Below are 25905 nucleotides of genomic sequence, written 5' to 3' on the forward strand. Positions count from 1 at the left end.
CCCGCACCGCGATTTCGCCCCGATCCAGGCGGCCCTAAACCCCACGGCCCGGATGCCGTAGCCTAGGACCCACCCACTCGAAGTGGAAGGACCGGCATTATGAGCTTTACCTCCTCCGGCCGCGCCCAAACCCCCGTCCTGGACATCGGCTACGAGTCCACCGGCGATCCGCGCGGGACGCCGGTGGTCCTGCTGCACGGATTCCCGTACGACGTCCGGGCCTACGACGACGTCGCCGCGATCCTCGCCGGTGAGGGCGCCTTTGTGCTGGCGCCGTACCTTCGCGGCTTCGGCCCGACGCGTTTCCTCGACCCCGCAACGATGCGCTCAGGACAGCAGGCGGCCCTGGCGCAGGATCTGCTCGACTTCCTGGATGCCCTCAACATTGAGAAGGCCGTCGTGGCCGGCTACGACTGGGGCGGCCGGGCGGCTTGCATCGTGGCGGCGCTGGAGCCCGACCGTGTCGCCGGCCTCGTCACCGTCAACGGCTACAACATGCACAACCTTGCCCGGTCCGGCGAGCCGGTGAACCCGGAGTGGGAGCGGAGCTACTGGTATCAGTACTACTTCCACTCGGAGCGCGGGCGCCGCGGGCTGGAACGGAACCGGGACGAACTGTGCGAGCTGCTGTGGCGCACATGGTCGCCGTCCTGGGTCGGGGCACGCGAGGCGTTTCCCGCCAGCGCCCCGAGTCTGCACAACCCCAACTTCGTCGACGTCGTTATCCACTCCTACCGCCACCGCTACGGACTGGCCGACGGCGACCCTCGGTATCAGCGGTTCGAGGACCTGATTGCCCAGGAGCCGAGCATCACCGTTCCCACGGTGGTGCTGGAGAGCGGGGACGACGGCGTCGGCGGCCCGGCGGCGAGCGAGGACCGGGACCATTTCACCGGCCCCTACAGCGAAATCCTGCTGCCGCGCATTGGACACAACGTCCCGCAGGAGGACCCGGGCGCGTTCGCGCAGGCCGTGGTGAGCCTGCTCGATTAGGGCGTATTGACGGGATTCATCAACGAGATCTGCCGTTTGATCTGTTCGAGCTCATCCTCGAGCCGGTCGACGGTGGCGCGGTACTTTCCGAACTCGGCCGCCCGGCGCCTGGCCATCGCGAAACTGATGCCGGCAGCGAGCACGGCCAGCGGGAACGACACCAGCAGGCCCCAGCCGGACACGGCCAGGAAGTCCAGCGCGACGGGAAGGGCGTGCTTGAAGGCCAGAAACTCATTCACCCCGCCCACCACGCTGTTCAGGGCCGAGTCCAGGGGAGCCAGAAATTCGCCCACGACGGGCGTCCCCGCGAACGACGGCGCGCTCAGCGGCTGCTCTCCCCCGGACCAGCGCGGATCACCGAAGTGGTTCAGGATGTAGATTCCGGCCCCCGCGTTGAGGGCCGCGAACAGCAGGACGGAGCCTAGCGCGGTCCAATGCAGCCGGCGCGGACGCCAGAGGCCCGCCGCGAGCGCGAAGACGGCAGCCGCAACCCAGGGGAAGATGCGCAGGTTGTCGAGGCTCATGCCGCCCAGTAAATCCAAGGAAATTGTCCGCCGCTCAAAGTTTGGTTCGCTGCTTGTTCCGATCGCAAGCGAGCTTATCCCAGTCATTGGCCGGCCTCCGACGGCGGGTGTGGCGGCAGCTGACCTACGTCGCCCAGTCGTCGTCCCCGTACGCCCGGCCGCGGAAGTGCGCACGGAGGTACTCCCCGACGACGGCGGCACCCAGGTCCCCGGTGTCAGGCGCCACCACCCGGCCGTCGACCCGCCGGGCCATCCGGGCGACGAAGCGTTCCAGGCCCGGATCATTGCCCAGCCGGAAGAACGTGGCCTGGACGCCGGCGCGGCCCAGCCGGTCCAGCTCGGCGACCGTGACCCGGATGGTCTCCGGGTCCGGCGGATACGAGAACCACGACTCGCCGTCGGACTCCAGGTGCGCGGTGGGTTCGCCGTCGGTCACCACCAGCAGGACCGGCTGCATCGACGGGTGCTGGCGGAAGAACCGGCCGGCCAGCAGCAGCCCGTGGTGCAGGTTGGTGCCCTGTTCCCGGAATGCAGGCAGGGCCGTGAGCTCGCCGATGTCCATGGTCTGCGCGTAGCGTCCGAACGTGATCAGCTGCAGCCGGTCGCCGCGGAACTTGGTGGACACGAGGTGGTGCAGGGCGAGCGCGGTGCGTTTCATCGGCACCCAGCGCCCCTCGGCGGCCATCGAGAAGGAGACGTCCACCAACAGCGCGACGGCGGCCTGCGTGCGTGCCTCCGTTTCGGTGACCTCGATGTCGTCCACGGCCAGGCGCAGGCCGTGGCGCGGGTCGCGGCCGTCGGCGATGGTGCGGCGGATGGCGTTGGTGATGGTGCGGGTGACGTCCCACGGTTCGGCGTTGCCGAACTCCCAGGGCCGGCTGGAGCCGGTCTGCTCGCCCGCCGCCCCGGCCACGCGCGTGTCCCGGCGGCCCTGACGGCCGGAGAGTTGCTTGGCGGTGTCGCGCAGCAGCGACCGGCCGAGCCGCCGCATGGCCTGCGGGGAGAGCTTCAGGTCGCCGTCGGCGCCGCGCTGCAGGAAGCCGCCGTCGTGCATGGCCCGCTCGATCTCCGCCAAAGTGCGGGCGGACACCGCCGCGTCCGGACCGAGCTGGCGGGCCAGGGCGTCCAGGTCCAGGTCGTCCAGGCGGGAGCCGTTGTAGGACTGCGAGAGCTGTTCCGCCAGCTCATCCAGCTCGGCAAGGTCCTGCAGCACGCCGGTGCCGTCGCCGAGGCCCAGCCCTTCCTCGCCCTCGAAGCGTTCGGAGCCGGACCAGTCCTCCCCGGGGCGCAGCGCCTGCAGGTTGGCATCGAGTTGACCCAGCTGTGCCATAAGCTCCGGCGATCCGAACGCCTGGGCGGAAAGCCGCATCAGTTCCTCGCGCTGCTCGGCGGACATGGACTGCATGAGCCGCTGCGCGGCGGCCGCGCGCTGGGCAAGCGCGTCGATTAGCTCCTCGACCGACTGCGGGTTCTCCGGGAAGTGCTGCCCATGGTTGGCCATGAACTCCTGGAAGTCCGCGTCGGTGTCCTCGCCGCGGCGATGCTTGTCGAGAAGTTCGTTGAGGTCGGCCAGCATCTCGGCGACGGCCGCGCGGTCTTCCTCCGTGGCGCCCTCCAGCGCCTCCTTCATCCCGGCGAACCGCTGGTCCAGGATTTCGCGGCCCAGCAGGTCCTTGATCTGCTCGTAGGCCTCGCGGGCGGTGCTGGACTGCCAATCGTAGGAGGCGAGCTCGTTGACCGCCGCCGCCGTGGATTTGGGCAGGTTCTGCAGCTGCATCTCGCGGAAGGCGCGGTCCGTGTCGTCCATCCGCACGTCGCGGGCCAGCTGTTTGCGCTCCTCCAGCACCGCGGTCTCCAGCAGTTTCTGGACCTCGTTGAGGGTGCCGTCCAGCCGGTGCTGGCCCAACAGGTCCCTGCGCCGCTGCTGGACGCGGCCGGCGAGCTCGTCGAGACCTTCCCGGTTCCGGCCGCCGCGGCGCAGGTACTCCTGCAGGGCGTGCCGGGGCGAGTAGCCGGCCATCACGTCCTCGGCGACGGCGTCCAGCGCCTCCGCGAGGTCCACCGGCGGCGCGAGCGGATCGGGCCCGCCCGCGTAGCGGCTGTAGCGGGACCGGTGGTGAGCGGTCATGGGCCCTCCTTAGGTGCCGTTACCCGTAGACGGTCGCCTCGTCGTCGGAGTCCTTGGAGATCCGGCGAGCGAGGTAGAGGCCTTCCAGGGCCAGTTCGACGGCGGCCGCGCGCTGCCCGTCGTTTTCCGCGCCGAGGCGCGCGCCGATGTCGTCGTAGAGGCTGGATCCGTTCAGCGGCGGGAGGTTGTCCAGGAACTCCCGCGCGGTGACCAGTTCCCCGGTGGTCACCGTGGTGTGGCCGTCCAGGGCGGCGACGAGGTCGCCCATGTCGAGGCCGTGGAAGTGCGCCCGGACGGCTTCGGCGGTGGCCATCCGCAGCAGGTGGTCCAGGATGTCCTGTTCCCGGCCTTCCTCCCCGGCTTCAAATTCGATCTTCCCGGCGAGGACTTCCACGGCGGCGTCCAGGTCGATGATCCGGGCGATGGCCTGGTCCTCGCCGCGCACGCTGGCGCGGCGCAGGGCGGCCGCGGCGACGGTTTCGGCGCCGGCGATCGCGAACCGGGCGGACACGCCGGAGGTCTGGTTGATCGCCGGTGACTGCCGCAGCGCCCGGGTGTAGCGGGCCAGGATTTCGAGGATGACGGGCGGGACGCCGGCCACCAGGTGGCCCTCCTGCCGGATGACGGCCACCTCGTCGTCGAGCTCGATCGGGTAGTGGGTGCGGATTTCGGCGCCGAAGCGGTCCCGCAGCGGCGTGATGATCCTGCCGCGGTTCGTGTAGTCCTCCGGGTTGGCGGACGCGACCACCAGGACGTCCAGCGGCAGCCGCAGCACGTAGCCGCGGATCTGGATGTCGCGTTCCTCCATCACGTTGAGCATGGAAACCTGGATCCGCTCGGCGAGGTCCGGGAGTTCGTTGATGGCGATGATGCCGCGGTTGGAGCGCGGCACCAGACCGTAGTGGATGGTTTCCGGGTCGCCCAGACGGCGGCCCTCGGCCACCCGCATCGGGTCGACGTCGCCGATCAGGTCCGCGACGGAGGTGTCCGGCGTCGCGAGCTTCTCGACGTACCGTTCGGAGCGGTGCCGCCATGCCACCCGCAGCCGGTCCCCCTCGGTGAGGACGCGGGCGCGGGAGTGCTCGGTGAGGGGTTCGTAGGGGTGTTCGTTCAGTTCCGAGTCCTCGATCACCGGCGACCACTCGTCCAGCAGCCCGGCCAGGGTCCGCAGCAGCCGGGTCTTGCCCTGGCCGCGTTCGCCGAGCAGGACGACGTCGTGCCCGGCGAGCAGGGCGCGTTCGAGCTGGGGCAGGACGGTGCGGCTGAAGCCGTACATCCCGGGCCACGGGTCGCGGCCGGCGGCGAGCGCGGCGAGCAGGTTGTCGCGGATTTCGCGGCGCAGGTCCTTGTGAACGTGGCCGGAGGCGCGCAGTTCACCAACAGTGAAGATTTCGGGGCGATCACTCACTCCTCCACCGTAGACCTGTACCCGGCGGGGAATCGAGGGATTTGGTGAGATTCCTGCGCACTGGGCGTCTGGGCGGCCTAGGCTGGATCTTGATGACTGCACCCACGTCCGGACCTTCAGCGCAGCCCCCGCCGCAGGGCACGCTTCTGCTTCTGGTGCGCCACGGGGAGACCCCGACGACGGGCATGGTGCTGCCGGGCAGGGCGCCGGGACTGCACCTGTCCGACCGCGGCCGGGCCCAGGCCGAGCGGGTGTCTGAACGGCTCTCCGGCCTGCCGGTGGACGCCCTCTATTCCTCGCCGCTGGAGCGGGCCTGCGAGACGGCGGAGCCGACGGCGGTGCGCACGGGTCTGGCAGTGAAGCACGACAACGGGCTGCTCGAGTGTGATTTCGGCCAGTGGACCGGCGCCGCAATCGCGGACCTGGCGGTCCTGCCGGAGTGGCAGACCGTGCAGCACAGCCCGTCTGCCTTCCGCTTCCCGAATGGTGAGAGCTTTCCGGAGATGCAGGCGCGGATTGTCGGGGCGATGGAGGCGCTGCGGGAGGCCCATGCCGGGGGCGTGGTGGTGTGCTTTTCGCACGCCGATCCGATCAAGGCCGCCGTCGCCCACGCCTTGGGCACGCCGCTGGATCTGTTCCAGCGGATTGTGATCAGCCCGGGCTCGGTCTCGGCCATCACGTTTGTGGACGGCCAGGATCCCGCGGTGCACATGGTGAACTCGACGTCGGAACCGCTCAGCGGCCTGAGGGCGTCATGAATAGGGGCAGTCGGTGTCCGGCCGGGAGCTGAGACTGCTCACCGAGGGCAGCATCGAACTGCTGGGCCTCATCCCGCGCAGCAGCAACCAGACGTTCCTAGTCCAGGTCACCTGCGGCGAGGACATCGGGTACGCGGTCTACAAACCGGAAGCCGGAGAAAGGCCGTTGTCCGACTTCGAACCTGGCCTCTATAAGCGCGAACTTGCCGCCTACCTGCTCAGCGAATCGCTGGGCTGGGGCTTAGTGCCCTTCACCGTCATTCGGGAGGACGCACCCCTGGGCGTCGGGTCGCTGCAGTGGTTCATCGACTGCGACTTCCAGGAGCACTACTTCACCCTGTTCGAAGGCGCCCCCGAGACCCACCGCGAGCTGGCCCGCATCGCGCTGTTCGACTACGTCGCCAACAACACGGACCGCAAAAGCGGCCACGTGCTGCGCGGCGACGATGGCCGAATCTGGGGCATCGACCACGGGCTCTGCTTCTCGGCAGCGTTCAAGCTGCGCACCGTGATCTGGGACTTCGCCGGCGACCCTATCCCCGGTGCCCTGCTGGAGGACATCGCCCCGCTCGCCGAGTTCGTCCCCGCCGAACTGGCGGAACTGCTCGACGACGATGAGGTCACCGCCCTGCAGCGCCGCGTCCAGCGCTTGCTAGTCGCGGGGGTGCTGCCAGTGGACCGCACGGGAATGCGCTACCCGTGGCCGCTCGTGTAAGCACGGCGCCCACGATTTTGCGATGTGCGCTCGGAGACCATGACGTTCTGAAGCCCAGCCGCTCGACCGGACGCTGCCTACAACTTCGTCAGAAAAACTTCAGAACGCACCTGACGACATTGGTCATGGTTCGCGACCCACAGCCAGCGTTGAAGACACAACGGCGGGGCGAGGCGCATGAGAGCGGCGGCGCGACCCGGACGATACATAGCTGACGTCCGTCGCTAGTCGCTCTTCGCCCCCTCGGTTTCAATTCGAAGCTCGACCGCCCGAGCAATGATTTGACGATTTGTCGTGCTTGCACCGAGGATCGCTATCCGGTTGGCGAACTCAGTCTCCCCGAGTTGCACGGCAAGTCTGCCCAGAACCTCATCCGCGAAACTTGAGGAAATCGTGTCGAGATGCGTCATGTTCAGAACAATCTGGGGGACACCTGCACTTAAGTAGTTCATGATTCGTGTCCGGATTTCGCTGCCCTCTTTCCTCGAGCCGATAGAGCTCTCAAGCTCGGCGGCATCGAGTTCGTAGTAACCGTCAACCGTCTCGATGGATTCAAGAAGGTCACTGGATGAAAATCGAGAACCCAAAACCTCACCGATACTTACTTTGGTTTCGCAGTTAAGCTGCCAATCCACAGTTGTGCCGTGGTGAGATTCCAAGTCCAAAAGCGGCCGATGAGCGTCGGAGACAGCCGTGGCAACGGCATGCTCCCTGAAGGTCCAAGTGCCTTTGCCAGAGTGGATACTGAGCGAACCACCATTGAGGTCGACAGACCGGCTGAGACCGAATAGTCCGTTTCCTTGGTTTTGACTGCCCTTACTCGTGATTCCCTGCTGGACTGCCAGCCCAATTGCCTGATCTGCGGTCTTGATGGAGTCGTAGGAAAATCTACCTGCTTTTGCCCCCATTCCCATGGCGCGGTGTATACCGATTCCCGAATCACTCACTGAAATCACGCACTGCCTGGTGACTGTATGGAGCTGCATCATCACGTAACCGCACGAAGCTTGGCTATGTTGAAATACATTGTCGAGAACTTCATAAATACACCAGTTCAAAGTGTCGAATACGCCCTCTTCGCAGGGCATTCGATCCAGGAGGGAACCCATGAAACGCCGGGTGAGCTCGCCCGCTTCCTTCTCATTCCGGTATTTCCAAACAACGTCCGTGAGTTGCGCTGTGTGGTCGGGGTCATCAGCAACGTTCATAGGGTTGAGAACGTGCGCAAGAGAACGTTCATGCCCCACTTTGCCAATGTGGAAGGTATGTCCTCGTTCCTTAAGAAAATCTAGCGCACAAGCAAAAGGAACAGCCCCGTTGGGATAGACCTTGTCTGTATGCTCGAAGTCCAAGCCTATTGATTGCTCGAGTGGCGTAGAAGCTACCCAGGACAGTAGCCTTCTAGCTGAAGCGGGGCCGGACAGGTCCCTAACCGCGAAATCGCGAACCTCCCTAGAGGACCGTCGTTCTGTTGTTTCCGTCAAGTGCGATCCCTCTTGGGTAGTTAGAAATACATATGTGTGTATTGAGAAACTGAGTGTATCCCGAGGCCTACCTCGGCAGCCGGGGAAATTTTGCTCCTTCGCCCGCCCTTTTATGTATAGGCGAACGCTCCAACTGCAGGATCGTCACGGCCGCCAGATGCACTTTCCAGCTGCAAAGGTAAATAATCCGAGCATCCGAGTAACTCCGTCCGATGCGTCGGCGGACAGACTCGGCCTATTCCGCGTGGCCCGACGACTCAGGGCGCAGTCCGAGTCCTGCGATTTCCTAAACACTGGCGGCGGCGAGCTCTCTAGCACCGCGCAAGTCTTTAGAAGCGGTGAACTCCTCGGCCGGGGCGTTTTCCTGATATTCGACGAGTTCGACGTGATGCTCCACTAGGGCTTCCTTGACCGCCGCCGGAGTCGCGTAGAAGTACTCGCGACGCAAGTTGACTAGGTTCACCCGCCGGCCAGAGAAGTGCTGGTGGAGCATGGTTTCGATGCCCACCGCGTCCTTTGAGAAGAAGAGTGCGTGCACGTCAAAGAGGAACGGAACGGAAGCATCTCCGAGTTCGCGCACACGATCCATGGGGTTGAGACGGCGCGTCATGCCGATCTTCACCACTCCGTCCCCGAAGGCTCCCAGGTTGGAGATAACGTACACGTACCCGGCACGGGTGTTCAGAGCGTTGTCTTCGGCGTCGGCAAGCTTCGCCTCGGCTTCGTCCAGCTGTTCCTGTACGCGCTGTACGCCCTCAAGGTCTCCGGATGCCTGGAGCTGGAGAAGCACATTGGCGTAGTGATCGACTTCCTTCTTCTGTTTGGCCTTAAGCGCTTCCCATTCGCGCTGGGCTTTGACCGCCTCACGTGCTTCAGCTCGGGCTTCCGCCTCGAGTTGCTTCTGAATGGCTACGGCCTCCAAGTGCCGGGCAGCGAGCTCGAGCTCCTTCTCGCGGAGAGCGTGGAAGGCGTTAGTGATTTGAAGGCCGATCATGGTGCCACGCTTAGCGATCTGCTCACGTGCCTTCTCAAGACGGGCCGAGGCGGTATGTAGGTTCCCGGCTTTCACCGTCTTAACGCAGTTCTCGGCCTCGGCGTTGTAGGCGCGCAGCAACAGCGCGGAAAGGTCTCGGACGAACTTGGATCCTTCCTTCGTGGAACCGTTGAAGGTGAACCCGGAGACTGTGGTGACCGCGGTCTTCTCACGCAGCTTGTCTTTGATGCGGGCGCGGACAGCCGCCAGCTCATCGGCGAGCTTCACCGAGGTCTCAGCGGGATGCTCGTAGTCGTAGAACCCGATGTTGTGCCGGTCGGCGACCTGCCGGACATCAAGGACTTCGCTTCGGACCGCCACGAGCTCGGCTTTCGCCGCAGCAAGCTCCCGCTCCGCCGTGGCAATGTTGCCCGCCAATTCGGCGACATGGCGTTCCTTGTCCAACGTATCCATGTCCCCAAACCTCTGCAGATCGGCGAGCATCTGAACATTGGCCAGGTACACCTCATCCGCGTACTGCTTCAGTCCGTTCGCTGGCAGTGGCGGGGCGCCGATGCCCGTTCGGTAAGTTTTCTCGGCACTTATCCCGAACCCTTCAGCTGGAGCTCCGAAGGATTTCTTGTACTGCTTCAAGATGTCAAGCAAGACCCACAGCACACCACCCGCCAGGATCAGACTGGCTAGGAACGCCTGAGTCGGAAGGATGGCCATGACGATGAGGCAAGTGGAGGCTAAAGCGATATGCCTCGCGAAGCCGACGGGCTTCTTCTTCGGTTTCTCAGGTTCTTGCGCAGGGCCGGATGACAAGTCAGACATGGTTCCCCCAATAGTCACGTGATTGTTTCTCGTACGGTAGCAGCACACGCAGACAGAAACGCCTTCAACGGCGGTGCGGTTGCTCCGCCCGATGTAACCGCGGCCAGCCGCCGTCGGACGCGAGAATGGCGCCGTTGTCGCCGTCGCGGAGCAGGCATGTCACGGAGGCAGCGACCTGAGCGGTGGTGGCTAGCGAAGAGACTGTGGCGTGCAAGATCGGGCCGGTTTCTTCACCGCGGTTCGGGATCCCTAGTTGGCCTCGATGTTGGTAGGAGAGGCCGAGGGTGACTGCGTTGAAACGCAGAACCCTCGGGCCGGGATCGGGATGCGATGTATGCGGCGCCCCACCGGGCCGTCGCAGCCGAGCCACTCTGGAAGCTGACTAGAGGTATGGGTCCCATCCTTGCAGCTTGCTGTTGAGCAACAGCGCGGCGGTGTCGAACATTCCAGGGTCGTCTACTTCTGATGCAGACGCGACGGTCCTCAAGCGCTCGGTGGTTTGCTGAGTGAGCGACTCTATCTCGCTTGGCCATGGCTTCAGAGATTCGAGCGTGATGTTGAGGGCCTTCGCATAGGAACCAAGGGCGATTTTGCTACTCACGCACGTAGCAGCGTCTATTCCCGCCTGCCTGCTGCTGAGCACGCCAGAGCATCGGTTTGTCCGGAAGTCATCGAAGTTCTCCGTGAGCTGAGGACGGATTTCAGCTACGGCGCTGGCCACTTCTGAGACAGTGCTGGTGGTCTCCGTCGGGGTAGGTGCCTCGGAGGGGGCGCTCGACACCGAAGGCTCCGCTGCCTGGGTGCTTGAGCTGCACCCGGCTAGGGCCAGTGTCAGCATGAGGGTAAGTCCGAGCGATCTTTTCAACAGAATCTTTCTGGCAGGAGAGCGGATAGGGACCGCTTCGAATATTGGATGCCCCTTGATGCAGCACCTGAGATCCAGTTGCTTTGAGCGGCACATGGCAGATTATCGGGGCCCGAGGTTTGACGGATAGCAGACACGCTGACTTTGGAAGCGTTGGCCGTCACACATTACGCCGAGAATCGGCTCCTAAACGGCCGCGAGGCTGAACCTTAGGACGCGGGCCCGTATTGAAGCACGCGGGTTGTCCGCTCGTGGGCTCCGCCTAGCGGCCAAGGGAGAGCGCCCCCTCAAACCTCAGCCACCGGAGCCGCGAACTGCGCCGCGTACAGCGCGGCGTACGCCCCGCCGGCCTCCAGCAGTGACGCGTGTGTCCCCTGTTCCACGATCTGGCCGGCTTCCATCACCAGGATGAGGTCGGCGTCGCGGATGGTGGAGAGCCGGTGCGCGATGACGAACGAGGTCCGGTCGGACCGCAGCGCGCTCATGGCCTTCTGCACCAGTACCTCGGTGCGGGTGTCCACGGAGGACGTCGCCTCGTCCAGGATCAGCACCGAGGGCCGGGCCAGGAACGCCCGGGCAATCGTCAGGAGCTGCTTCTCCCCCGCCGAGACGTTGGCGCCCTCGTCGTCGAGCACGGTGTCGTAGCCCTGCGGCAGGGACTTCACAAACCGGTCCACGTACGTCGCCTTCGCCGCCTCCAGGATCTCCGCCTCCGAAGCATCCGGCCGGCCGTAGGCGATGTTGTCCCGGATGGTCCCGCCGAACAGCCACGTATCCTGCAGCACCATCCCCATCCGCGAGCGCAGCGCGTGCCGGGACATCGCGGCGACGTCCACGCCGTCCAGCGTGATCCGCCCGGCGTCGAGTTCGTAGAAGCGCATCATCAGGTTCACCAGCGTGGTCTTGCCCGCCCCGGTCGGGCCCACAATCGCCACCGTCTGCCCCGGCTCCGCCACCAGGCTCAGCTTGGAAATCAGCGGCTTGTCCGGCGAGTAGGCAAAGGACACGTCCTCGAACACCAGCCGCCCCCGGCCCCCAGAAGGAGCCACGGACGGCACCGGGTCAGGCGACTGCTCCTCGGTGTCCAGCAGCTCGAACACCCGCTCCGCCGACGCCACGCCGGACTGCAGCAGGTTCGCCATCGAGCCCAGCTGGGCCAGCGGCTGGGTGAACTGCCGCGAGTACTGGATGAACGCCTGCACATCGCCCAGCTGCATCGCCCCGGACGCCACCTGCAGCCCGCCCACCACGGCGATCCCCACATAGACCAGGTTCCCGATGAACGTCATGGCCGGCATGATCAGCCCGGAAATGAACTGGGCGCCGAAGCTGGCCTGGTACAGCTCCACGTTCTTCTGCCGGAACGTCTCCTCCACCTCGCGCTGCCGGCCGAACACCTTCACCAGTGCGTGCCCGGTGTAGGTCTCCTCGATCTGGCCGTTCAGTTCGCCGGTGTTCTTCCACTGCGCCACAAACAGCTTCTGCGAGCGCTTGGCGATCACCGTCGTCGTCACCAGGGTCAGCGGAATGGTCACCAGGGCGATGATGGCCAGCGTGGGCGAGAGGATCACCATCATCACCAGCACCCCGGCCACGGTCAGCACCGAGGTCACCGCCTGGCTGATGGACTGCTGCAGGCTCTGGGAGATGTTGTCCACATCGTTGGTCACCCGACTGAGCAGCTCGCCGCGCTGCACGGTGTCGAAATAGCGCAGCGGCAGCCGGTTGATTTTCGCCTCGATCCGCTCGCGCAGCCGGTACACGGTGCGCTGCACCACGCCGTTGAGGATATATGCCTGCATCCACATAAACGCCGAGGCGAGCACATAGAGCACCAGCGCCCACAGCAGCACCGAGGACAGCGCGGCGAAGTCGATCCCGGTCCCGGGCGTCAGCGCCATGGCGCTGAGCATGTCCGCCTTTTGGTTCTCCCCCGCGGCCCGCAGCTGCGCGATCAGCTGGGCCTTGCTCACCCCGGCGGGCAGCTGTTTGGACACGACGCCGGCGAAGATCAGGTTGGTGCCCTCGCCCAGCAGCCGCGGCCCGATCACGGACAGCGTCACGCTGACGACGGCGAGGGCCAGTACCAGCGTCAGCCAGATCCGCTCGGGGCGGAGTTCGCCCAGCAGCCGCTTCGCGGACGGGCCGAAGTTCATCGCCTTCTCCGCCGGGATGTTCATCCCGGCGAACGGGCCGCCGTGGCCGGGGCCGCCGCGCGGGCGCGGGATCCGCAGCGGGGCCTCCTGGGCGGCGCCGGCTCCGCTCCCAGCGCCGGAAGCGGGTGTCCGGGACTCGACCTTGCTCATACCGCCTCCTCCGCCGCGAGCTGGGAATTCACGATCTCGTTGTACGTCGGCGAGGTCTCCAACAGCTCCTCGTGCGTGCCGTGCGCGACGATCCGGCCGTCGTCGAGCACCAAAATCTGGTCCGCGTCCACGATGCTGGAGACCCGCTGGGCGATGATCACCAGCGTCGCGCCGGCAGTGTGCTGCCGGAGCGCCTGGCGGAGCCGGGCGTCCGTGGCGGTGTCCAGCGAGGAGAACGAGTCGTCAAAGATATAGAGCTCGGGGCGTTTCACCAGCGCCCGGGCAATCGCGATCCGCTGCCGCTGCCCGCCAGAGACGTTGGTGCCGCCCTGCGAGATGGGCGCGTCCAGGCCGCCCTCCATCTCCCGGACAAAGTCCTCCGCCTGCGCGATGGACAGCGCCCGCCAGAGCTCGTCCTCGGTGGCGTCGGGCTTGCCGTAGAGCAGGTTGCTGCGGACCGTGCCGGAGAACAGGTAGGGCTTCTGCGGGACCAGGCCGATGTGCCCCCAGAGCAGGTCCGGGTGCAGTTCCCGGACGTCCACGCCATCGATCCGCACCGAGCCGGAGGTGGCGTCGAAGAGCCGCGGCATCAGGTTCACCAGGGTGGTCTTCCCGGACCCCGTGGAGCCGATGATCGCCGTCGTCTGCCCGGCGCGGGCGGTGAAGTCCACGTCCGAGAGGACCGGCGCCTCGGCACCCGGGTAGGCGAACCCGACGTCGCGCATCTCCAGCTCGCCGCGGGCTGCACCGGCGAGGCTGACCGGGTGCTCCGGCGGCCGGACGCTGGATTCGGTGCCCAGCACCGCGCCGATCCGGTCCGCGGAGACGGCGGCGCGCGGGATCATGATCGCCATGAAGGTGGCCATCATGACGGACATCAGGATCTGCATCAGGTAGCTCAGGAACGCGATCATGGTGCCCACCTGCATGGAGCCGTCCTCGATCCGGAACGCGCCGAACCAGATCACGGCCACGGAGGAGACGTTGAGCACCAGCATTACGGTGGGGAACGCGAGCGCCATCAGCCGGCCGGCGCGCAGCGCGGTGTCCGTGACGTCCTCGTTGGCCCGGCCGAAGCGGGCGGTCTCGATGTCCTCGCGGACGAAAGCGCGGACCACGCGGATGCCGGTGAGCTGTTCGCGCAGCACCCGGTTGACCGTGTCGATCCGGGTTTGCATCAGCCGGAACAGCGGCACCATCCGGGTGACGATCAGGCCCACGGCGATGAGCAGCACCGGCACGCTGACCGCGATCAGCCAGGACAGCTGCACGTCCTGCCGCACCGCCATGATGACGCCGCCGATGCTCAGCATGGGCGCGGTGACCATCAGCGTGGCGGACATCAGCACCAGCTGCTGGACCTGCTGGACGTCGTTGGTGGAGCGGGTGATCAGGCTGGGCGCACCGAACCGGGTCACCTCCTGCTCGGAGAACTCCGCCACTCGGGTGAAGATCGCCCCGCGCACGTCCCGGCCCAGCGCCATCGCGGCCTTCGCGCCGAAGTAGACGGCGGCGATGGTGCAGGCGATCTGCAGCAGGGTGACCATCAGCATCACGCCGCCGACGCGCAGGATGTAGTCCGTGTCCCCGCGCGCCACACCCTGGTCGATGATGTCCGCGTTCAGGGTGGGCAGGTACAGCGAGGCGATGGACGCCGCCAGCTGGAAGACGACGACGGCGAGCAGCAGCCGGCGCTGCGGCCTCAGGTATTCGACGAGCAGTTTCCAGAGCATCCGGTCTCCTCGGTCCCTAGTTCACGCACGGTTCGCGCACGGTGATTCGAACGCCAGTTTACGTCCGGAGGCTGGGAGCGGAACCGGTTCCTCTCAGGGCGAATTGGGGGCGTGTCTCAGCCGTCGACGGCGGCGCGGACGTCGTCGTCCGTGTGTCCGCTTTCCTTCTTGCCGAACGGCAGCACCTTGAGCAGCGGGTGCAGGACCGCCATCACGACGAGGCCCCAGACGAGCCCCAGGACGGCCGAGCACAGGGTGTTCACGAGCCAGGCAAGGAAGCCGCCCGCCACCGGGATCCCAGCTACAGGGTGCTCGAGGGCGTGGACCAGATCATAGGGCAGGTGCCAGCCGAGGTCGTGGGCGCCCTGCAGCATGATGTGGCCGCCCACCCACAGCATGGCGCCCGTCCCGACGACGGTGATCGTGGTCAGCACGGCCGGCATCCCCTTGACGAGCAGCTCTCCGAAGCGCTGGGAGCCCGCCGACTCCTTGGTGGTCAGGTGCAGGCCGATGTCGTCCATCTTGACGATGAGCGCGACGGCGCCGTACACGGCGGCCGTGATCGCGATCGCCACGGCGACCAGGATGGAGGCCCGAACCCACAGGGATTCGGCCGCCACCTCGTTCATCGCGATGACCATGATCTCGCAGGAAAGGATGAAGTCGGTGGTGATGGCGCCCTTGGTGACCTTGGCCTCCGCCTCCGGCCCGCGGTCGACCGCCGGGGTGTCTTCCTCGGCGTCGTGCTGTCCGCGGAGCTTGTGCCAGACCTTCTCGGCACCCTCGTAGCAGAGGTAGGTGCCGCCCGCCATGAGGATGAACGGGATGACGCCCGGGATGAAGGCGCTGATGAGCAGCAGCGCCGGCAGGATGATCAGGAGTTTGTTCCGCAGCGAGCCCCAGAAGATCTTCTTGATCATCGGCAGTTCGCGGGACGGGTCCGCCCCGGACACGTACTGAGGGGTGACGGCGGCGTCGTCAATGACCACGCCCGCGGCCTTGGCCCCCGCTTTGGCTGCTCCGGCGGCGACGTCGTCCACCGAGGCGGCCGCAATCTTGGCCAGGGCTGCGATGTCGTCCAGCAGGGCGACCAGGCCGCCGCTCACAGCCCGCGTCCGTACTGTTTGGGGGCGGACGGCTGGACGGGGGTGCCCTGGTCTGGGTGCGTGATCGGCATGCTCAATTATATGAGGGATAGCCCGTCGGCTCTGGATCTCTGCCGGGGCGGCTCGGTAGCGTGATGAGCATGAACATCAGACTTGAGAACGTCGGCATCGCCGTGCGCAGCCTCGACGAGGCGATCGCGTTCTTCACCGACCTCGGTCTGGCGGTCGTTGGGCGGGACACCGTCAGCGGCGAATGGACCGACACCGCCGTCGGGCTTGACGGCAATCACGCCAACATTGCCATGCTCGAAACGACGGACGGCCGTGGCCGCCTCGAGCTCTTTGAATACATCCACCCGGAGGCGATCGAGACGGCGCCCACCCGTCCCAACCAGATCGGCATGCACCGGGTCGCGTTCTCCGTCCCGGACATCGACCAAGCCCTGGAGATCGCCGCGCGGCACGGCTGCTATCCGCTCCGCGGTGTGGCGACCTACAAGGACGTCTACAAACTCACGTACCTCCGCGGCCCCAGCGGCATCCTCGTGATGCTCGCCGAGGAGCTGAAGAAAAGCTGAGGGCCGGGCCAGTGCGCCCGTTCGCCGGACGGGCGCGCAGTCTGGTTCGATGAGCGGATGGAACATTCGCAGTTGAACTTGCCCACTCCGAAGCTCACCGCGGGCGATCGGGTCGCGGTCCTCTCGCCGTCCTTTGCCGCGCCTGGATTCGCCCCTGCCGTGCATGAGCAGGCCATGCGGCGCCTCATTGCGGCCACTGGCCTGGTACCGGCGGAGTTCCCAACGACCCGCAAACTCGGGTCCAGTCCAGAGGAACGGGCGGCGGACATCAATGCGGCGTTCGCCGATCCCGGCATCCGTGCGATTCTCGCGACCATCGGCGGCGACGACCAGATCACGGTCGTGCCGCATCTGGACGCCGCGGCGGCGGAAGCGGATCCGAAGATCTTCATCGGCTACAGCGACAACACCAATCTGCTCAACTGGCTGTGGCCCCTTGGGATACCCGCATATTACGGCGGTTCCACCCAGGTTCACCTCGGCGCCGGGCCGGGTGCGGACGACGTCCACCTCGCTTCCCTGCGCGCGGCGCTGCTCACCGGAGGCGAACTTGAGGTCACCGATCCGGGGGAATCAGAGGACTTCGGGCCGGATTGGCTCGAGCCACGGGCGCTCGTCGAATACGGCGACCGCGAACCCACCGAACCCTGGACGTGGACGGGTCCGGCACGCACCGTCTCCGGTCCCACATGGGGCGGCTGTATCGAAGTCCTCGACCAGCTGGCCATCGCCGACAGGCTGCCCGCCCTCGACGCACTCCGGGGCAGCATCCTGCTCCTCGAAACCAGCGAACTGCTGGCTCCCGCAGACTGGGTTAAGCGGTGGATTCGAGCGCTCGGCGAGCGTGGTGTCTTGGAGGCAGTCGACGGCGTGATGGTCGCCAGGCCACCCGTCAGCAGCCACGGGCAGATCCCGCCCGCCGTCGAACGGGCTCAGTTGCGCGCGGCACAGCGGGATGTGGCCGCCGCCGAAATCGCACGATACAACCCGGACGCCGTCGTCTGCATCGGGGTCCCGTTCGGGCATACCCGGCCACAGTGGATCATCCCCTACGGCGGTCAGATCCAACTCAACGGCGAAGCAAAGACGATCACCGCGAACTATTCCTAAGCGTCGCGGAGCTCGAAAGTCAGCGACCAAGTTGGCTAAACGGCGAAGCCCGCGGTCCGGGCGTTGGATCGCGTTCATCCTCGCCGGAGCGCCGATCCTGACCGTTCTGCTCTGTAGTCCTTGCGCTCCACTCCCGCCCGGAATACCGTCTCGAGAAGCAGGAGCTACCACGAGCGGAAGGCATGCCGTGTTGAAGCAAGTCGCCGAGGGCGTTTGGGTTCACCAGAGCGAGTTCCTGCAGAGCAACTCCGTCATCGTTCAGGGCCGGGCCGGGGTGCTGCTCATCGACCCCGGGATAACGCGCGGCGAAATGGCGGACCTCGCGAACGACCTTCGCGCGTTGGACCAGCCCGTCGTGGCAGGCTTTTCGACGCATCCGCATTGGGACCACGTGCTCTGGCACCCGGACTTCGGCGACGTGCCACGGTACGCCTCGGCCCGCTGCGCGGCACCGATCCAGGAGCTGCTGTCGCAGCCGGGCTGGAAGGACCGCGTAGCCGGCGTGCTGCCGCCGGAGTTCGCCGGGGAGATCCCAATGGAACTTCTGGGCCTTGTCACCGGCCTGCCTGCCGACGCCGCGCAGCTTCCCTGGGACGGCCCCAAAGTCCGGATCATCGAGCATCGGGCCCACGCCGCGGGCCACGCCGCGCTGCTGATCGAGGATCGCGGCCTCCTTGTCGCCGGGGACATGCTTTCCGACATCCAGATGCCGTTCCTCGATCTGAGGGCCGCGGATCCGATCGGTGACTACCTCGCCGCCCTGACGCTCTTCGAGGGCATCGCCGGCGACGTCGCCGCCGTCGTCCCCGGCCACGGCTCAGTCGGGGGAGCCGAGCAGCTGCGGGCGCGACTCCGGCAGGACCGGGCGTATGTGGCGGCGTTGCGGGACGGCGAAGAGCCCGATGACCCGCGGCTCGGTCCGTCGGCTCCCTTGGAATGGCTGGCCGAAGTGCATCAAGGGCAGGTACAACAGCTCGCCCAAAGAACCGGGAAGCCCGAATAGCGGCCCCGCGCTGAGCTACCCGCCGATCACCACGTTCGCCGGCGGTTCGTCCGCGAGCATGAGCTCGATCTGGCGCTGCAGGAGCTTGCCCATCCGCGGGCGCATGGCCGAGGTGGCGCCGCCGATGTGCGGGCTGATGATGACGCCGGGAGTCGCCCACAGCGGGTGGTCCTGCGGCAGCGGTTCGGGGTCGGTGACGTCCAGGGCGGCGCGGATCCGGCCGGAGGCGGTGTGCTTCACCAGGGCTTCGGTGTCCGCGACCGGCCCGCGGGCGACGTTGACCAGCAGCGCGCCGTCGGGCATGGCGGCGAGGAAGGCGTCGTCGATCAGGTGGCGGGTGGAGTCGCTGAGCGGAACCACCACCACCACGATGTCGTGCTCCGGCAGCAGGCTGTGCAGTTCGTCGATGCCGTGGATCTGGCCGCGCGCATCGGACCGCGCCTTGCTGGCCACCCGGGTCACGGTGGTTTCGAAGGCCAGCAGCCGGTCCTCGATCGCCTTGCCGACGCCGCCGTAGCCGACAATCATCACGCGCCGGTCCGCAAGGCTTGCGGTGGGACGGCTCTCCCAGCGGCCCTCCTGCTGGTTTTTCAGCATTCGGGGGAATTCACGCTGGCTGGCCAGAATCAGGGCCAGGGTCAGTTCGGCGGTGGACGCCTCGTGGACGCCCGCGGCATTCGCGAAAACGCGGCCCGCGGGCAGCACCTCTTCGACGCCGTCGTAGCCGATCGACTGGCTCTGCACCAGCCCGGTCTCCACGCCCTCCAGCCCGCGCAGCGCGGACCAGCCGCCCATGTAGGGCGGTACGACGATGTCGATGCTCGGCTGCGGTGCTTCGCCGGACAGGTCCCACTCGAGGACGGTGACATCCGGGTGGGGCTGGAGATATTCACGCAGTGTTGCGTCCGGCAGGCTGACAGTAATTTTCTTCGGCATAGTTGCCAGCCTAGTAGGCCGGCGCGGACGACGGCGGCAGGTGACGGCCGCCGTCGTCGTCCGCGCCCGTGGTGAGTCACGGGCGCTGAGTGTGGACAGCGCCTAGTTCGAGCCAGCTCTGTTCAGCGCCGCTTCCAGCAACTCGATGTCGATCCGGGCATGCGCTAACCCTATGGCTGCCGCCTCGGCTTGGCGCTGCGCGCAAATAGCCTCAACGAGCCGCTCATGATCGGCTAACGCGCGGAGCTCCATTTCGCGCATGCCCTCAGGGAAACCCCAGAGATGGGCTGGCGCCGCGAGCCCGATCTGCGCTTCGAGCTCTAGGAGAATGCGTTTGAGAGTCAGGTTGTGTGACGCTTCCGCGATAGCCGTGTGGAGCCTCGCGTCGGCCTTTTGGGAGGCGGTGCCCGATTCGGCCCCCCGGTAGGCTTCCAGCCGCTCCCTGAGCACAGCAGCGTCAGCGTCGGTCCGGTTCTCTGCCGCGGCCCGGGCGATCGTGCCGTGAAGGTGGACCATGGCCTCGCAGGTGTCGCGCAGCGATTCCCAGCGGGACGAGAGAGTCCTTTGCACTGACGCGTTGGACGCCGCTGTCCATTGTTCCCGGACGAACGAGCCACCTGCACGGCCCCGCTGTGTCGATAGCAAGCCTTGGTCGACGAGACGGCCAATGGCGGCTCGGACCGTCATCCGTCCCACATGCAAGGACTTTGCCAGGTCGCGTTCCGACGGCAAGCGGGCGCCCGGCAAATATTCGCCTACCGCAATCGCCGTGATTAGCCGGTCGGTGATTTCATCGGCCCGGGACATCGCGGCCAGAGGCATGTCCAGCGACCCTTCGGGCCCGTCATCTTTGCTCTTGCCCATGGCACCAACTTATACATATTTGTAAAAGGTCTTGGAATTGGACCATTAGTGCGCAAGGATGATGCTCACGCCCGACCAAAGGATTTTGCGTGACAACCCTCACAACACATAGAGTCCCCTTCCGCCAGTGGGAGACCTGGGTGGCGATCTTCACCCCGGATCTCCCCCTAGCTGGAGCTCTCCCCCTTATCGTGCTTCACGGCGGACCGGGCATGGCTCATAACTACCTGCAGAACCTGGCGGCCCTGACGGAAACCGGCCGCACTGTCATCCTTTACGACCAGTTGGGCTGTGGAAACAGCTCGCATTTACCCGATGCCCCGGCGGATTTCTGGGTTCCGCAGCTGTTTGTCGATGAGTTCCTCAGCCTCCTTGCGCACTTCCAGATCGAGGACTTCCATCTTCTCGGGCAGTCCTGGGGTGGCATGCTGGGCGCGGAAATCGCCGTGCGACAGCCGCCAGGTTTGGCGAGCCTATCCATCTGCAACTCCCCCGCTTCAATGGGGCTGTGGGCGGACGCCGCCACAGATCTCAGGGAGCGGCTGCCCCGAGATGTCCAAGATGCGCTGACGTTCCACGAGAACGCGGGCACGGTAACTTCCCCTGCGTACGCTGCTGCCACCATGGCCTTCTACGAGCGCCATGTTTGCCGCACCACGCCTTTCCCAGCAGATTTCGAGGAGAGCGTGGCTCAGATGGAAGCCGAACCGACGGTCTACCACACAATGAACGGCCCCAACGAGTTCCACGTCATCGGAACACTGCGCAACTGGAGCATCGTCGACCGGTTGGAGCGGGTCACCGCCCCGACGCTGGTGGTAGCCGGTGAACATGACGAAGCAACCCCTGCTACCTGGGCACCTTTCATCGCCAATATTCCAGATGTCACCAGCCACGTCTTCGCCGGGGCAAGCCACTGCTCACACCTCGAACAACCCGAGGCTTTCCGGGCCGTCATCGCAGCCCACCTAGCCCGCCACGACCACCACACCCTTGTCTAGGACCACCACAACCACCTCACTCCCAGAAAGAACTCGATGGCAAACTCATCAAGCCCCCCTGAACTCAGCGCCCAACAGCAGCTCGAAGCCTTCGGCTACAAACAGGAACTCAAACGATCGGTTTCCACCACGGATCTACTGGTCTACGGACTCGTCTTCATGGTGCCGATCGCTCCGTGGGCGATCTTCGGCGTCGTCTACAACGCGGCGGGAGGGATGGTCCCGCTCGTATACGTGATCGGCCTTGTCGCTATGATCTTTACCGCCCTCGCTTATCAGCAAATGGCAAAGTCCATCCCGCTCGCCGGCTCTGTGTTCTCTTACGTAGGACGCGGAATCCATCCCACGGCCGGGTTCTTCGCGGGCTGGGCAATCCTGCTGGACTATCTTCTGGTCCCGACGCTGCTGTACGTATTCGCCGCCGAGTCGATGGTGGGGATCTTCCCCGATTCGCCGCGCTGGCTGTGGGCGCTGATCTTTGTGGCGGTCAACACCGTAGTCAACCTGCTTGGCATCAGCTCCATCAAGCGGATGAACCGCATCTTCCTTGCGATCGAACTCATCTTTGTCGTGATCTTCATCGTCATCGCGGTCAATGCCCTGGCCGGACACACCGTCCCCGGGGCCGAGCTGACAATGAACCCGATCTGGGACGCGAGTAAGGTCACGGGCCCGCTGATCGCCTCGGCACTGTCTATCGCAGTGTTGAGCTTCCTCGGATTTGACGGCATCTCGACCATGTCGGAGGAGGCTACCGGCGGCCGCAATGCGGCTGGCCGCGCAATGGTTCTGGCACTGTTCCTCGTGGCATTCCTGTTCATCGTGCAGACTTGGCTGGCCAGCGCCCTGGCGGCAGGCCGCCCCTCATTCAACGACGACGAGGTGGGCAACGCCTTCTTCACCATCGTTGAGGCTGCCTCCAACAGCGGCTGGATGACGGCCTTCTTTGTCGTCAACGTGCTCGCGATCGGCGTCGCAAACGCCATGGCGGCGCAGGCCGCCACCTCGCGGCTTCTCTACTCAATGAGCCGAGACCGTCAGCTGCCCAAGTTCCTGTCCCGGATCGATTCCCGCCAGGTACCCCGGAACGCCATCATTATGGTGTCCGCCATCTCGGCGATCCTAGTCCTGTTCTTCGTAGGACAGATCGACGTCATTTCCGCTCTTGTGAACTTCGGGGCATTGTTTGGGTTCCTGCTTCTGCACCTCTCAGTCATCGTTCACTACGTCGTGCGCAAAAAGTCGAAGAACTACCTCCTGCATCTTGCGGTGCCCATCCTGGGCTTCCTGATCATTGGCTATGTCCTGCTCAACGCGGCTCCCGAGGCCAAAATCGGTAATACTGGAACAGTCCTTGAGCCGGCGTGACCCAGCCAAAAATTGACGTACCAGGCGGCACTGTCTTCCCGACGATCTGTCCGCCGGCTCAAGGTCCGTTAAAAGGGGTGTCGGGCCAGGCGGACATGACCTCATAGGAGCCTGATACGACCAGTCCCATTACCGTTTTGTCTGCCCACCTGGCCCGCGCCCGATCAATCAGCATTCGACGCGACTGAGGGGCAATTTCCATCTTGGCAAGCGAACCAATAAAAGTCATCGCGGGTATCGACACCCACGCCGACACACACCACGTAGCCGTGATCAACGAACACGGCAAACCCCTTGCAGACAGGGAATTCCTGGCCGTGGGATCCGGATACCGGAAAATCATCGACTTCATCACTTCCTACGGCACAGTCGTAGCCGTCGGGGTCGAAGGAACAGGCTCCTACGGTGCCGAACTCGCCCGAACTCTTCGGGGTGAAGGGCTCACCGTGCTGGAGGTAAACCGCCCGAACCGGGCCGCCCGTCGCCTCAAAGGGAAGTCAGACCCGTTGGATGCCTACCAGGCCGCCAAGTCCGTGCTCGAGGGGCGGACCAAGGCGATCCCTAAGGCCAAAGACGGCCCCGTCGAATGCCTGCGGATCGTACGTTCCGGGCGCGCATCAGCCATCAAGGCCCGCACTGCGGCCATCAACCAGATCAAGGCGCTCCTCGTTTCAGCCCCGGACAAGATCCGGGCGAAATACCGGGCGCTGGCCACCTCAGCGCTGATTCCTGCCCTGCAGCGCACGAGACCTTCCGGGCATATGGCTGACCCCGAGTACGTGACTCTGCTGACGCTCAAGGCGTTGGCAGCCCGATGCCAAGCGCTGGGAACGGAAATCGCGGCTGCTGACGCTGCACTCAAGGAAATCCTGGACGGCTATGCTCCGATGCTTTGTGATCTCCCAGGAGTCGGAACCGAAGTGGCCAGCCAGTTGTTGATCACCGTCGGGGACAATCCGGACCGTCTGGGGAACGAGGCCCAGTTCGCTTCGCTCGTCGGCGTCGCCCCGGTGCCAGCCTCATCGGGCAAGACAACCCGCCACCGGCTCAGCAGGGGCGGCGACCGCAGCGCCAATAATGCCTTGCACCAGGTTGTTCTGGTGCGCATGGGCTCGTGCCAACGGACCAAGGAGTACGTGGCTAAACGCACGTCAGAGGGAAAGAGCAAACGCGAAATCATGCGCTGCCTCAAACGCTACGCAGCCAGGGAAATCTACCGTCAGATCACCAATCCCCGGCCCGCACCCGACAACTCCGACCTCCGCCGCAGGCGGACAGACCTCGGCATGACCTTAACGACCGTCGCCGGCGAACTTGGTCAATGGGTTTCCATCATTTCGCGTCTGGAACGCGGACATATCCGCAACGATGCCCTGGCCGGCGCCTACCGGAAATGGCTCATCGACCAGGCCGAAATGCCACGCCGCACACCTCCGACGACAGCTGCAGCAAGGACAAATGCGTTACCGGGCGCCGTTAGCTGAGACTCAAGGCTTGACGCTTTACTCAAACCAGACTTACTCTAAAACCACAAGGTTATATAACGACAAGGTTATGGTTTTGATGGTTGATGAATTGAGTGCAGTGTTCGCGGCGTTGGCCGATCCGACTCGGCGGGCTATTCTGCAGCGGCTCGCTGACGGTGACGCGCAGGTGTCCGACCTCGCGGCGCCTTTCAGGATCAGCCAACCGGCGATTTCGAGGCATTTGAAGGTATTGGAAAATGCTGGCCTGATCTCCCGGAACCGGGTAGCGACTGCCCGGTTCAGTCATCTGGAGCCCGACCGGCTTAAGGAAGCGAGCGAGTACATGGAGCGGTACAAGAAGTTTTGGGGTGAGTCCTTCGACAAACTCGACGGCGCGCTGGCCTCGTTTCAGCGCGACACCCCACCTACGGGAAAGGGCCGAGATGTCTGAGGGGCGCCAGCAGGAAGTCACAGAACACGATGTTTTCATTTCCCGCTCTTTCGCCGCCCCCAGGGACACGGTCTGGCGGTTCTGGACCGAACCCCAACTCCTCGCCTCATGGTTCGGGCCTGAAGGAGTTCACGTACCCGTGGACAGCATCATCGTGGAGCTCGTGGAGCAGGGCCGGTGGGAGTTGACCATGGTCGACAACGCTACCGGGGCCAGCCACCCCATCCGGGGGCGCATCACCGCCTTTCAGGCACCGGAATCCCTCGAGATTCAACTGACAGCGCTGACCGAGGCTGGGCCCGTGGACGACGTCGTGCTGCGGCTTCAGTTCCACGATCACGGCGACCGGACGCGCATGACCCTCCATCAAGGCCCGTTCACCGACGAGATCCGGGACATGACCCACGCCGGATGGATACTGTCCTTCACCAAACTCGACACCCTCCTCGAAAGGCCCACAGCATGAAAACCAGCGCCGCCCAAAGCCAGGTCACCCAGATCACCTCAGCGGACGGAACCCCCATCTCCGTCGAACACATCGGCTCCGGCCCCTCCCTGGTCCTGGTTGACGGCGCCTTCTGCGGCCGGTCCTTCGGCCCGGCGCGGGCCCTGGCCACCACGCTGGCCGACTCCTTCACCGTGTACTTCTACGACCGTCGCGGCCGCGGCGACAGCGGTGATACACGGCCCTACTCCGTGGAACGCGAAATCGAAGACCTAGCCGCCGTCATCACCCATGCGGGCGGAGACCCCTACGTCTGTGGCATCTCCTCCGGTGCGGCCCTCGCCCTCGAAGCAGCAGCGGCGGGTATCCCGATGCGCAAGCTCGCCACCTACGAGGCCCCCTACACGGGAATCGGGAACGTCGACGGAACGCCCGTCGACCACGCCGGGCACCTGAACTCACTGCTCGCCCAAAACAAGCGCGGCGCGATGGTCTCCTACTTCTTGGTCAAGATGATCGGCGTCCCTGCATTTGTGCCCCTCATGCTGCGCCTCATGCCAAAGATCTGGAAGAGCCAAAAGGACGCCGCCAACACCCTCCCCAATGAAATTGCCGTTACCAACAACTTCACCGCACCCACCGGCCGGTTCGCCAAAATCACGGTGCCGACCCTTGTCATGGTCGGTGGAAAAGCCGCCCCGGTCATGACCTCAGCTCAAGCAACAACAGCCGCCGCGATCCCCCAGGCCCTTCACCGCACCCTCGAGGGCCAAACACACCAAGTCTCAGACGCAGCAATGGCAGCCGAACTCCGCGGGTTCTTCACCAACTGACCCGTTGACCACTCTCACCA

The 25905-nt window shown here is 65.2% G+C and carries 23 protein-coding genes; 12 read left to right on the forward strand and 11 right to left on the reverse strand.

What is annotated here, in order from left to right:
- The first annotated feature begins 99 nt into the window (after positions 1-99).
- A complete protein-coding gene (locus AC1DBL_RS03745) occupies positions 100-993 on the forward strand; it encodes an alpha/beta fold hydrolase (protein ID WP_441416687.1) in 894 nt (297 codons plus the stop codon).
- Here AC1DBL_RS03745 and AC1DBL_RS03750 read toward each other — a convergent pair.
- The 3 genes from AC1DBL_RS03750 to AC1DBL_RS03760 all read right to left on the reverse strand — a co-directional run bounded on the left by AC1DBL_RS03750 (position 990) and on the right by AC1DBL_RS03760 (position 5053).
- Positions 990-1517: a hypothetical protein gene (locus AC1DBL_RS03750; RefSeq protein WP_441416686.1), complete on the reverse strand. Its 528-nt coding sequence runs from the start codon at positions 1515-1517 to the stop codon at positions 990-992. The two genes, AC1DBL_RS03745 and AC1DBL_RS03750, sit on opposite strands and share 4 nt — an antisense overlap.
- A gap of 124 nt (positions 1518-1641) precedes the next feature.
- Positions 1642-3645 carry a vWA domain-containing protein gene (locus AC1DBL_RS03755; RefSeq protein ID WP_441416685.1) on the reverse strand — a complete coding sequence of 668 codons (2004 nt, stop codon included), beginning with the start codon at positions 3643-3645 and terminating at the stop codon, positions 1642-1644.
- A 19-nt stretch (positions 3646-3664) separates the two neighbouring features.
- On the reverse strand, positions 3665-5053 hold the full coding sequence (locus AC1DBL_RS03760; protein ID WP_441416684.1) for a sigma 54-interacting transcriptional regulator: 1389 nt from the start codon (positions 5051-5053) through the stop codon (positions 3665-3667).
- Positions 5054-5145: 92 nt separating this feature from the next.
- On the opposite strand from AC1DBL_RS03760, the gene AC1DBL_RS03765 reads away from it, so the two are divergent.
- Entirely contained in the window at positions 5146-5811 is a 666-nt protein-coding gene (locus AC1DBL_RS03765) for an MSMEG_4193 family putative phosphomutase (RefSeq protein WP_476925497.1), read from the forward strand.
- Positions 5812-5824: 13 nt separating this feature from the next.
- The gene (locus AC1DBL_RS03770) at positions 5825-6526 is read left to right on the forward strand and encodes an SCO1664 family protein (protein WP_441416682.1); all 702 of its coding nucleotides are present in this window, start codon (positions 5825-5827) and stop codon (positions 6524-6526) included.
- 224 nt (positions 6527-6750) lie between these two features.
- Here the strand turns inward: AC1DBL_RS03770 and AC1DBL_RS03775 are convergent, their stop codons facing one another.
- The 6 genes from AC1DBL_RS03775 to AC1DBL_RS03800 form a co-directional block, all read right to left on the reverse strand.
- Positions 6751-7878 (reverse strand): ATP-binding protein, encoded by a 1128-nt coding sequence (locus AC1DBL_RS03775; protein ID WP_476891951.1) that lies wholly within the window; start codon positions 7876-7878, stop codon positions 6751-6753.
- A gap of 418 nt (positions 7879-8296) precedes the next feature.
- Positions 8297-9820 carry an SNIPE associated domain-containing protein gene (locus tag AC1DBL_RS03780; protein ID WP_441416680.1) on the reverse strand — a complete coding sequence of 508 codons (1524 nt, stop codon included), beginning with the start codon at positions 9818-9820 and terminating at the stop codon, positions 8297-8299.
- A 382-nt stretch (positions 9821-10202) separates the two neighbouring features.
- Positions 10203-10421 carry a hypothetical protein gene (locus AC1DBL_RS03785; RefSeq protein ID WP_441416679.1) on the reverse strand — a complete coding sequence of 73 codons (219 nt, stop codon included), beginning with the start codon at positions 10419-10421 and terminating at the stop codon, positions 10203-10205.
- Between the two features lie 551 nt (positions 10422-10972).
- Positions 10973-12991 carry an ABC transporter ATP-binding protein gene (locus tag AC1DBL_RS03790; protein WP_441416678.1) on the reverse strand — a complete coding sequence of 673 codons (2019 nt, stop codon included), beginning with the start codon at positions 12989-12991 and terminating at the stop codon, positions 10973-10975.
- Complete coding sequence (locus tag AC1DBL_RS03795; RefSeq protein WP_476916955.1) at positions 12988-14724, reverse strand: ABC transporter ATP-binding protein; 1737 nt, start codon at positions 14722-14724, stop codon at positions 12988-12990. Before AC1DBL_RS03795 ends, AC1DBL_RS03790 begins: the two co-directional genes overlap by 4 nt.
- Positions 14725-14840: 116 nt before the next feature.
- The gene (locus tag AC1DBL_RS03800; protein ID WP_476916954.1) at positions 14841-15830 is read right to left on the reverse strand and encodes a DUF808 domain-containing protein; all 990 of its coding nucleotides are present in this window, start codon (positions 15828-15830) and stop codon (positions 14841-14843) included.
- Between the two features lie 140 nt (positions 15831-15970).
- Between AC1DBL_RS03800 and AC1DBL_RS03805 the strand changes: the two genes are divergently transcribed.
- The 3 genes from AC1DBL_RS03805 (at position 15971) to AC1DBL_RS03815 (ending at position 18521) form a co-directional block, all read left to right on the forward strand.
- Positions 15971-16408 (forward strand): VOC family protein, encoded by a 438-nt coding sequence (locus AC1DBL_RS03805; protein WP_476916953.1) that lies wholly within the window; start codon positions 15971-15973, stop codon positions 16406-16408.
- A 57-nt stretch (positions 16409-16465) separates the two neighbouring features.
- Positions 16466-17518, forward strand: a complete 1053-nt coding sequence (locus AC1DBL_RS03810; RefSeq protein WP_476925498.1) for a S66 family peptidase — start codon at positions 16466-16468, stop codon at positions 17516-17518.
- Positions 17519-17705: 187 nt separating this feature from the next.
- Entirely contained in the window at positions 17706-18521 is an 816-nt protein-coding gene (locus AC1DBL_RS03815; protein ID WP_476925499.1) for an MBL fold metallo-hydrolase, read from the forward strand.
- A gap of 15 nt (positions 18522-18536) precedes the next feature.
- Here AC1DBL_RS03815 and AC1DBL_RS03820 read toward each other — a convergent pair whose 3' ends face one another.
- Both AC1DBL_RS03820 and AC1DBL_RS03825 read right to left on the reverse strand, forming a co-directional pair.
- The gene (locus AC1DBL_RS03820; RefSeq protein WP_476916950.1) at positions 18537-19457 is read right to left on the reverse strand and encodes a 2-hydroxyacid dehydrogenase; all 921 of its coding nucleotides are present in this window, start codon (positions 19455-19457) and stop codon (positions 18537-18539) included.
- Between the two features lie 102 nt (positions 19458-19559).
- Complete coding sequence (locus AC1DBL_RS03825; protein WP_476891945.1) at positions 19560-20321, reverse strand: FadR/GntR family transcriptional regulator; 762 nt, start codon at positions 20319-20321, stop codon at positions 19560-19562.
- Between the two features lie 140 nt (positions 20322-20461).
- Between AC1DBL_RS03825 and AC1DBL_RS03830 the strand changes: the two genes are divergently transcribed.
- The 6 genes from AC1DBL_RS03830 to AC1DBL_RS03855 all read left to right on the forward strand — a co-directional run bounded on the left by AC1DBL_RS03830 (position 20462) and on the right by AC1DBL_RS03855 (position 25885).
- On the forward strand, positions 20462-21322 hold the full coding sequence (locus AC1DBL_RS03830) for a proline iminopeptidase-family hydrolase (protein ID WP_476891944.1): 861 nt from the start codon (positions 20462-20464) through the stop codon (positions 21320-21322).
- A 36-nt stretch (positions 21323-21358) separates the two neighbouring features.
- Positions 21359-22690: an APC family permease gene (locus tag AC1DBL_RS03835; RefSeq protein ID WP_476925500.1), complete on the forward strand. Its 1332-nt coding sequence runs from the start codon at positions 21359-21361 to the stop codon at positions 22688-22690.
- 203 nt (positions 22691-22893) lie between these two features.
- Complete coding sequence (locus tag AC1DBL_RS03840; protein WP_441410707.1) at positions 22894-24174, forward strand: IS110 family RNA-guided transposase; 1281 nt, start codon at positions 22894-22896, stop codon at positions 24172-24174.
- A 79-nt stretch (positions 24175-24253) separates the two neighbouring features.
- The gene (locus tag AC1DBL_RS03845) at positions 24254-24607 is read left to right on the forward strand and encodes an ArsR/SmtB family transcription factor (protein ID WP_476874431.1); all 354 of its coding nucleotides are present in this window, start codon (positions 24254-24256) and stop codon (positions 24605-24607) included.
- Positions 24600-25073, forward strand: a complete 474-nt coding sequence (locus tag AC1DBL_RS03850; RefSeq protein ID WP_441410705.1) for an SRPBCC family protein — start codon at positions 24600-24602, stop codon at positions 25071-25073. The genes AC1DBL_RS03845 and AC1DBL_RS03850 overlap by 8 nt, the downstream gene beginning before the upstream one ends.
- Complete coding sequence (locus AC1DBL_RS03855) at positions 25070-25885, forward strand: alpha/beta fold hydrolase (protein WP_476925501.1); 816 nt, start codon at positions 25070-25072, stop codon at positions 25883-25885. The genes AC1DBL_RS03850 and AC1DBL_RS03855 overlap by 4 nt, the downstream gene beginning before the upstream one ends.
- Positions 25886-25905: the final 20 nt, after the last annotated feature.

The organism is Arthrobacter sp. 10T44 (genome assembly GCF_056393885.1).

Excerpts from the sequence above, each read along its gene's own strand:
- AC1DBL_RS03745 (WP_441416687.1), top strand. The coding sequence starts at position 100 with ATGAGCTTTACCTCCTCCGGCCGCGCCCAAACCCCCGTCCTGGACATC.
- AC1DBL_RS03750 (WP_441416686.1), bottom strand. The coding sequence starts at position 1,517 with ATGAGCCTCGACAACCTGCGCATCTTCCCCTGGGTTGCGGCTGCCGTC.
- AC1DBL_RS03755 (WP_441416685.1), bottom strand. The coding sequence starts at position 3,645 with ATGACCGCTCACCACCGGTCCCGCTACAGCCGCTACGCGGGCGGGCCC.
- AC1DBL_RS03765 (WP_476925497.1), top strand. The coding sequence starts at position 5,146 with ATGACTGCACCCACGTCCGGACCTTCAGCGCAGCCCCCGCCGCAGGGC.
- AC1DBL_RS03780 (WP_441416680.1), bottom strand. The coding sequence starts at position 9,820 with ATGTCTGACTTGTCATCCGGCCCTGCGCAAGAACCTGAGAAACCGAAG.
- AC1DBL_RS03790 (WP_441416678.1), bottom strand. The coding sequence starts at position 12,991 with ATGAGCAAGGTCGAGTCCCGGACACCCGCTTCCGGCGCTGGGAGCGGA.
- AC1DBL_RS03795 (WP_476916955.1), bottom strand. The coding sequence starts at position 14,724 with ATGCTCTGGAAACTGCTCGTCGAATACCTGAGGCCGCAGCGCCGGCTG.
- AC1DBL_RS03805 (WP_476916953.1), top strand. The coding sequence starts at position 15,971 with ATGAACATCAGACTTGAGAACGTCGGCATCGCCGTGCGCAGCCTCGAC.
- AC1DBL_RS03810 (WP_476925498.1), top strand. The coding sequence starts at position 16,466 with ATGGAACATTCGCAGTTGAACTTGCCCACTCCGAAGCTCACCGCGGGC.
- AC1DBL_RS03820 (WP_476916950.1), bottom strand. The coding sequence starts at position 19,457 with ATGCCGAAGAAAATTACTGTCAGCCTGCCGGACGCAACACTGCGTGAA.
- AC1DBL_RS03825 (WP_476891945.1), bottom strand. The coding sequence starts at position 20,321 with ATGGGCAAGAGCAAAGATGACGGGCCCGAAGGGTCGCTGGACATGCCT.
- AC1DBL_RS03835 (WP_476925500.1), top strand. The coding sequence starts at position 21,359 with ATGGCAAACTCATCAAGCCCCCCTGAACTCAGCGCCCAACAGCAGCTC.
- AC1DBL_RS03845 (WP_476874431.1), top strand. The coding sequence starts at position 24,254 with ATGGTTGATGAATTGAGTGCAGTGTTCGCGGCGTTGGCCGATCCGACT.
- AC1DBL_RS03850 (WP_441410705.1), top strand. The coding sequence starts at position 24,600 with ATGTCTGAGGGGCGCCAGCAGGAAGTCACAGAACACGATGTTTTCATT.
- AC1DBL_RS03855 (WP_476925501.1), top strand. The coding sequence starts at position 25,070 with ATGAAAACCAGCGCCGCCCAAAGCCAGGTCACCCAGATCACCTCAGCG.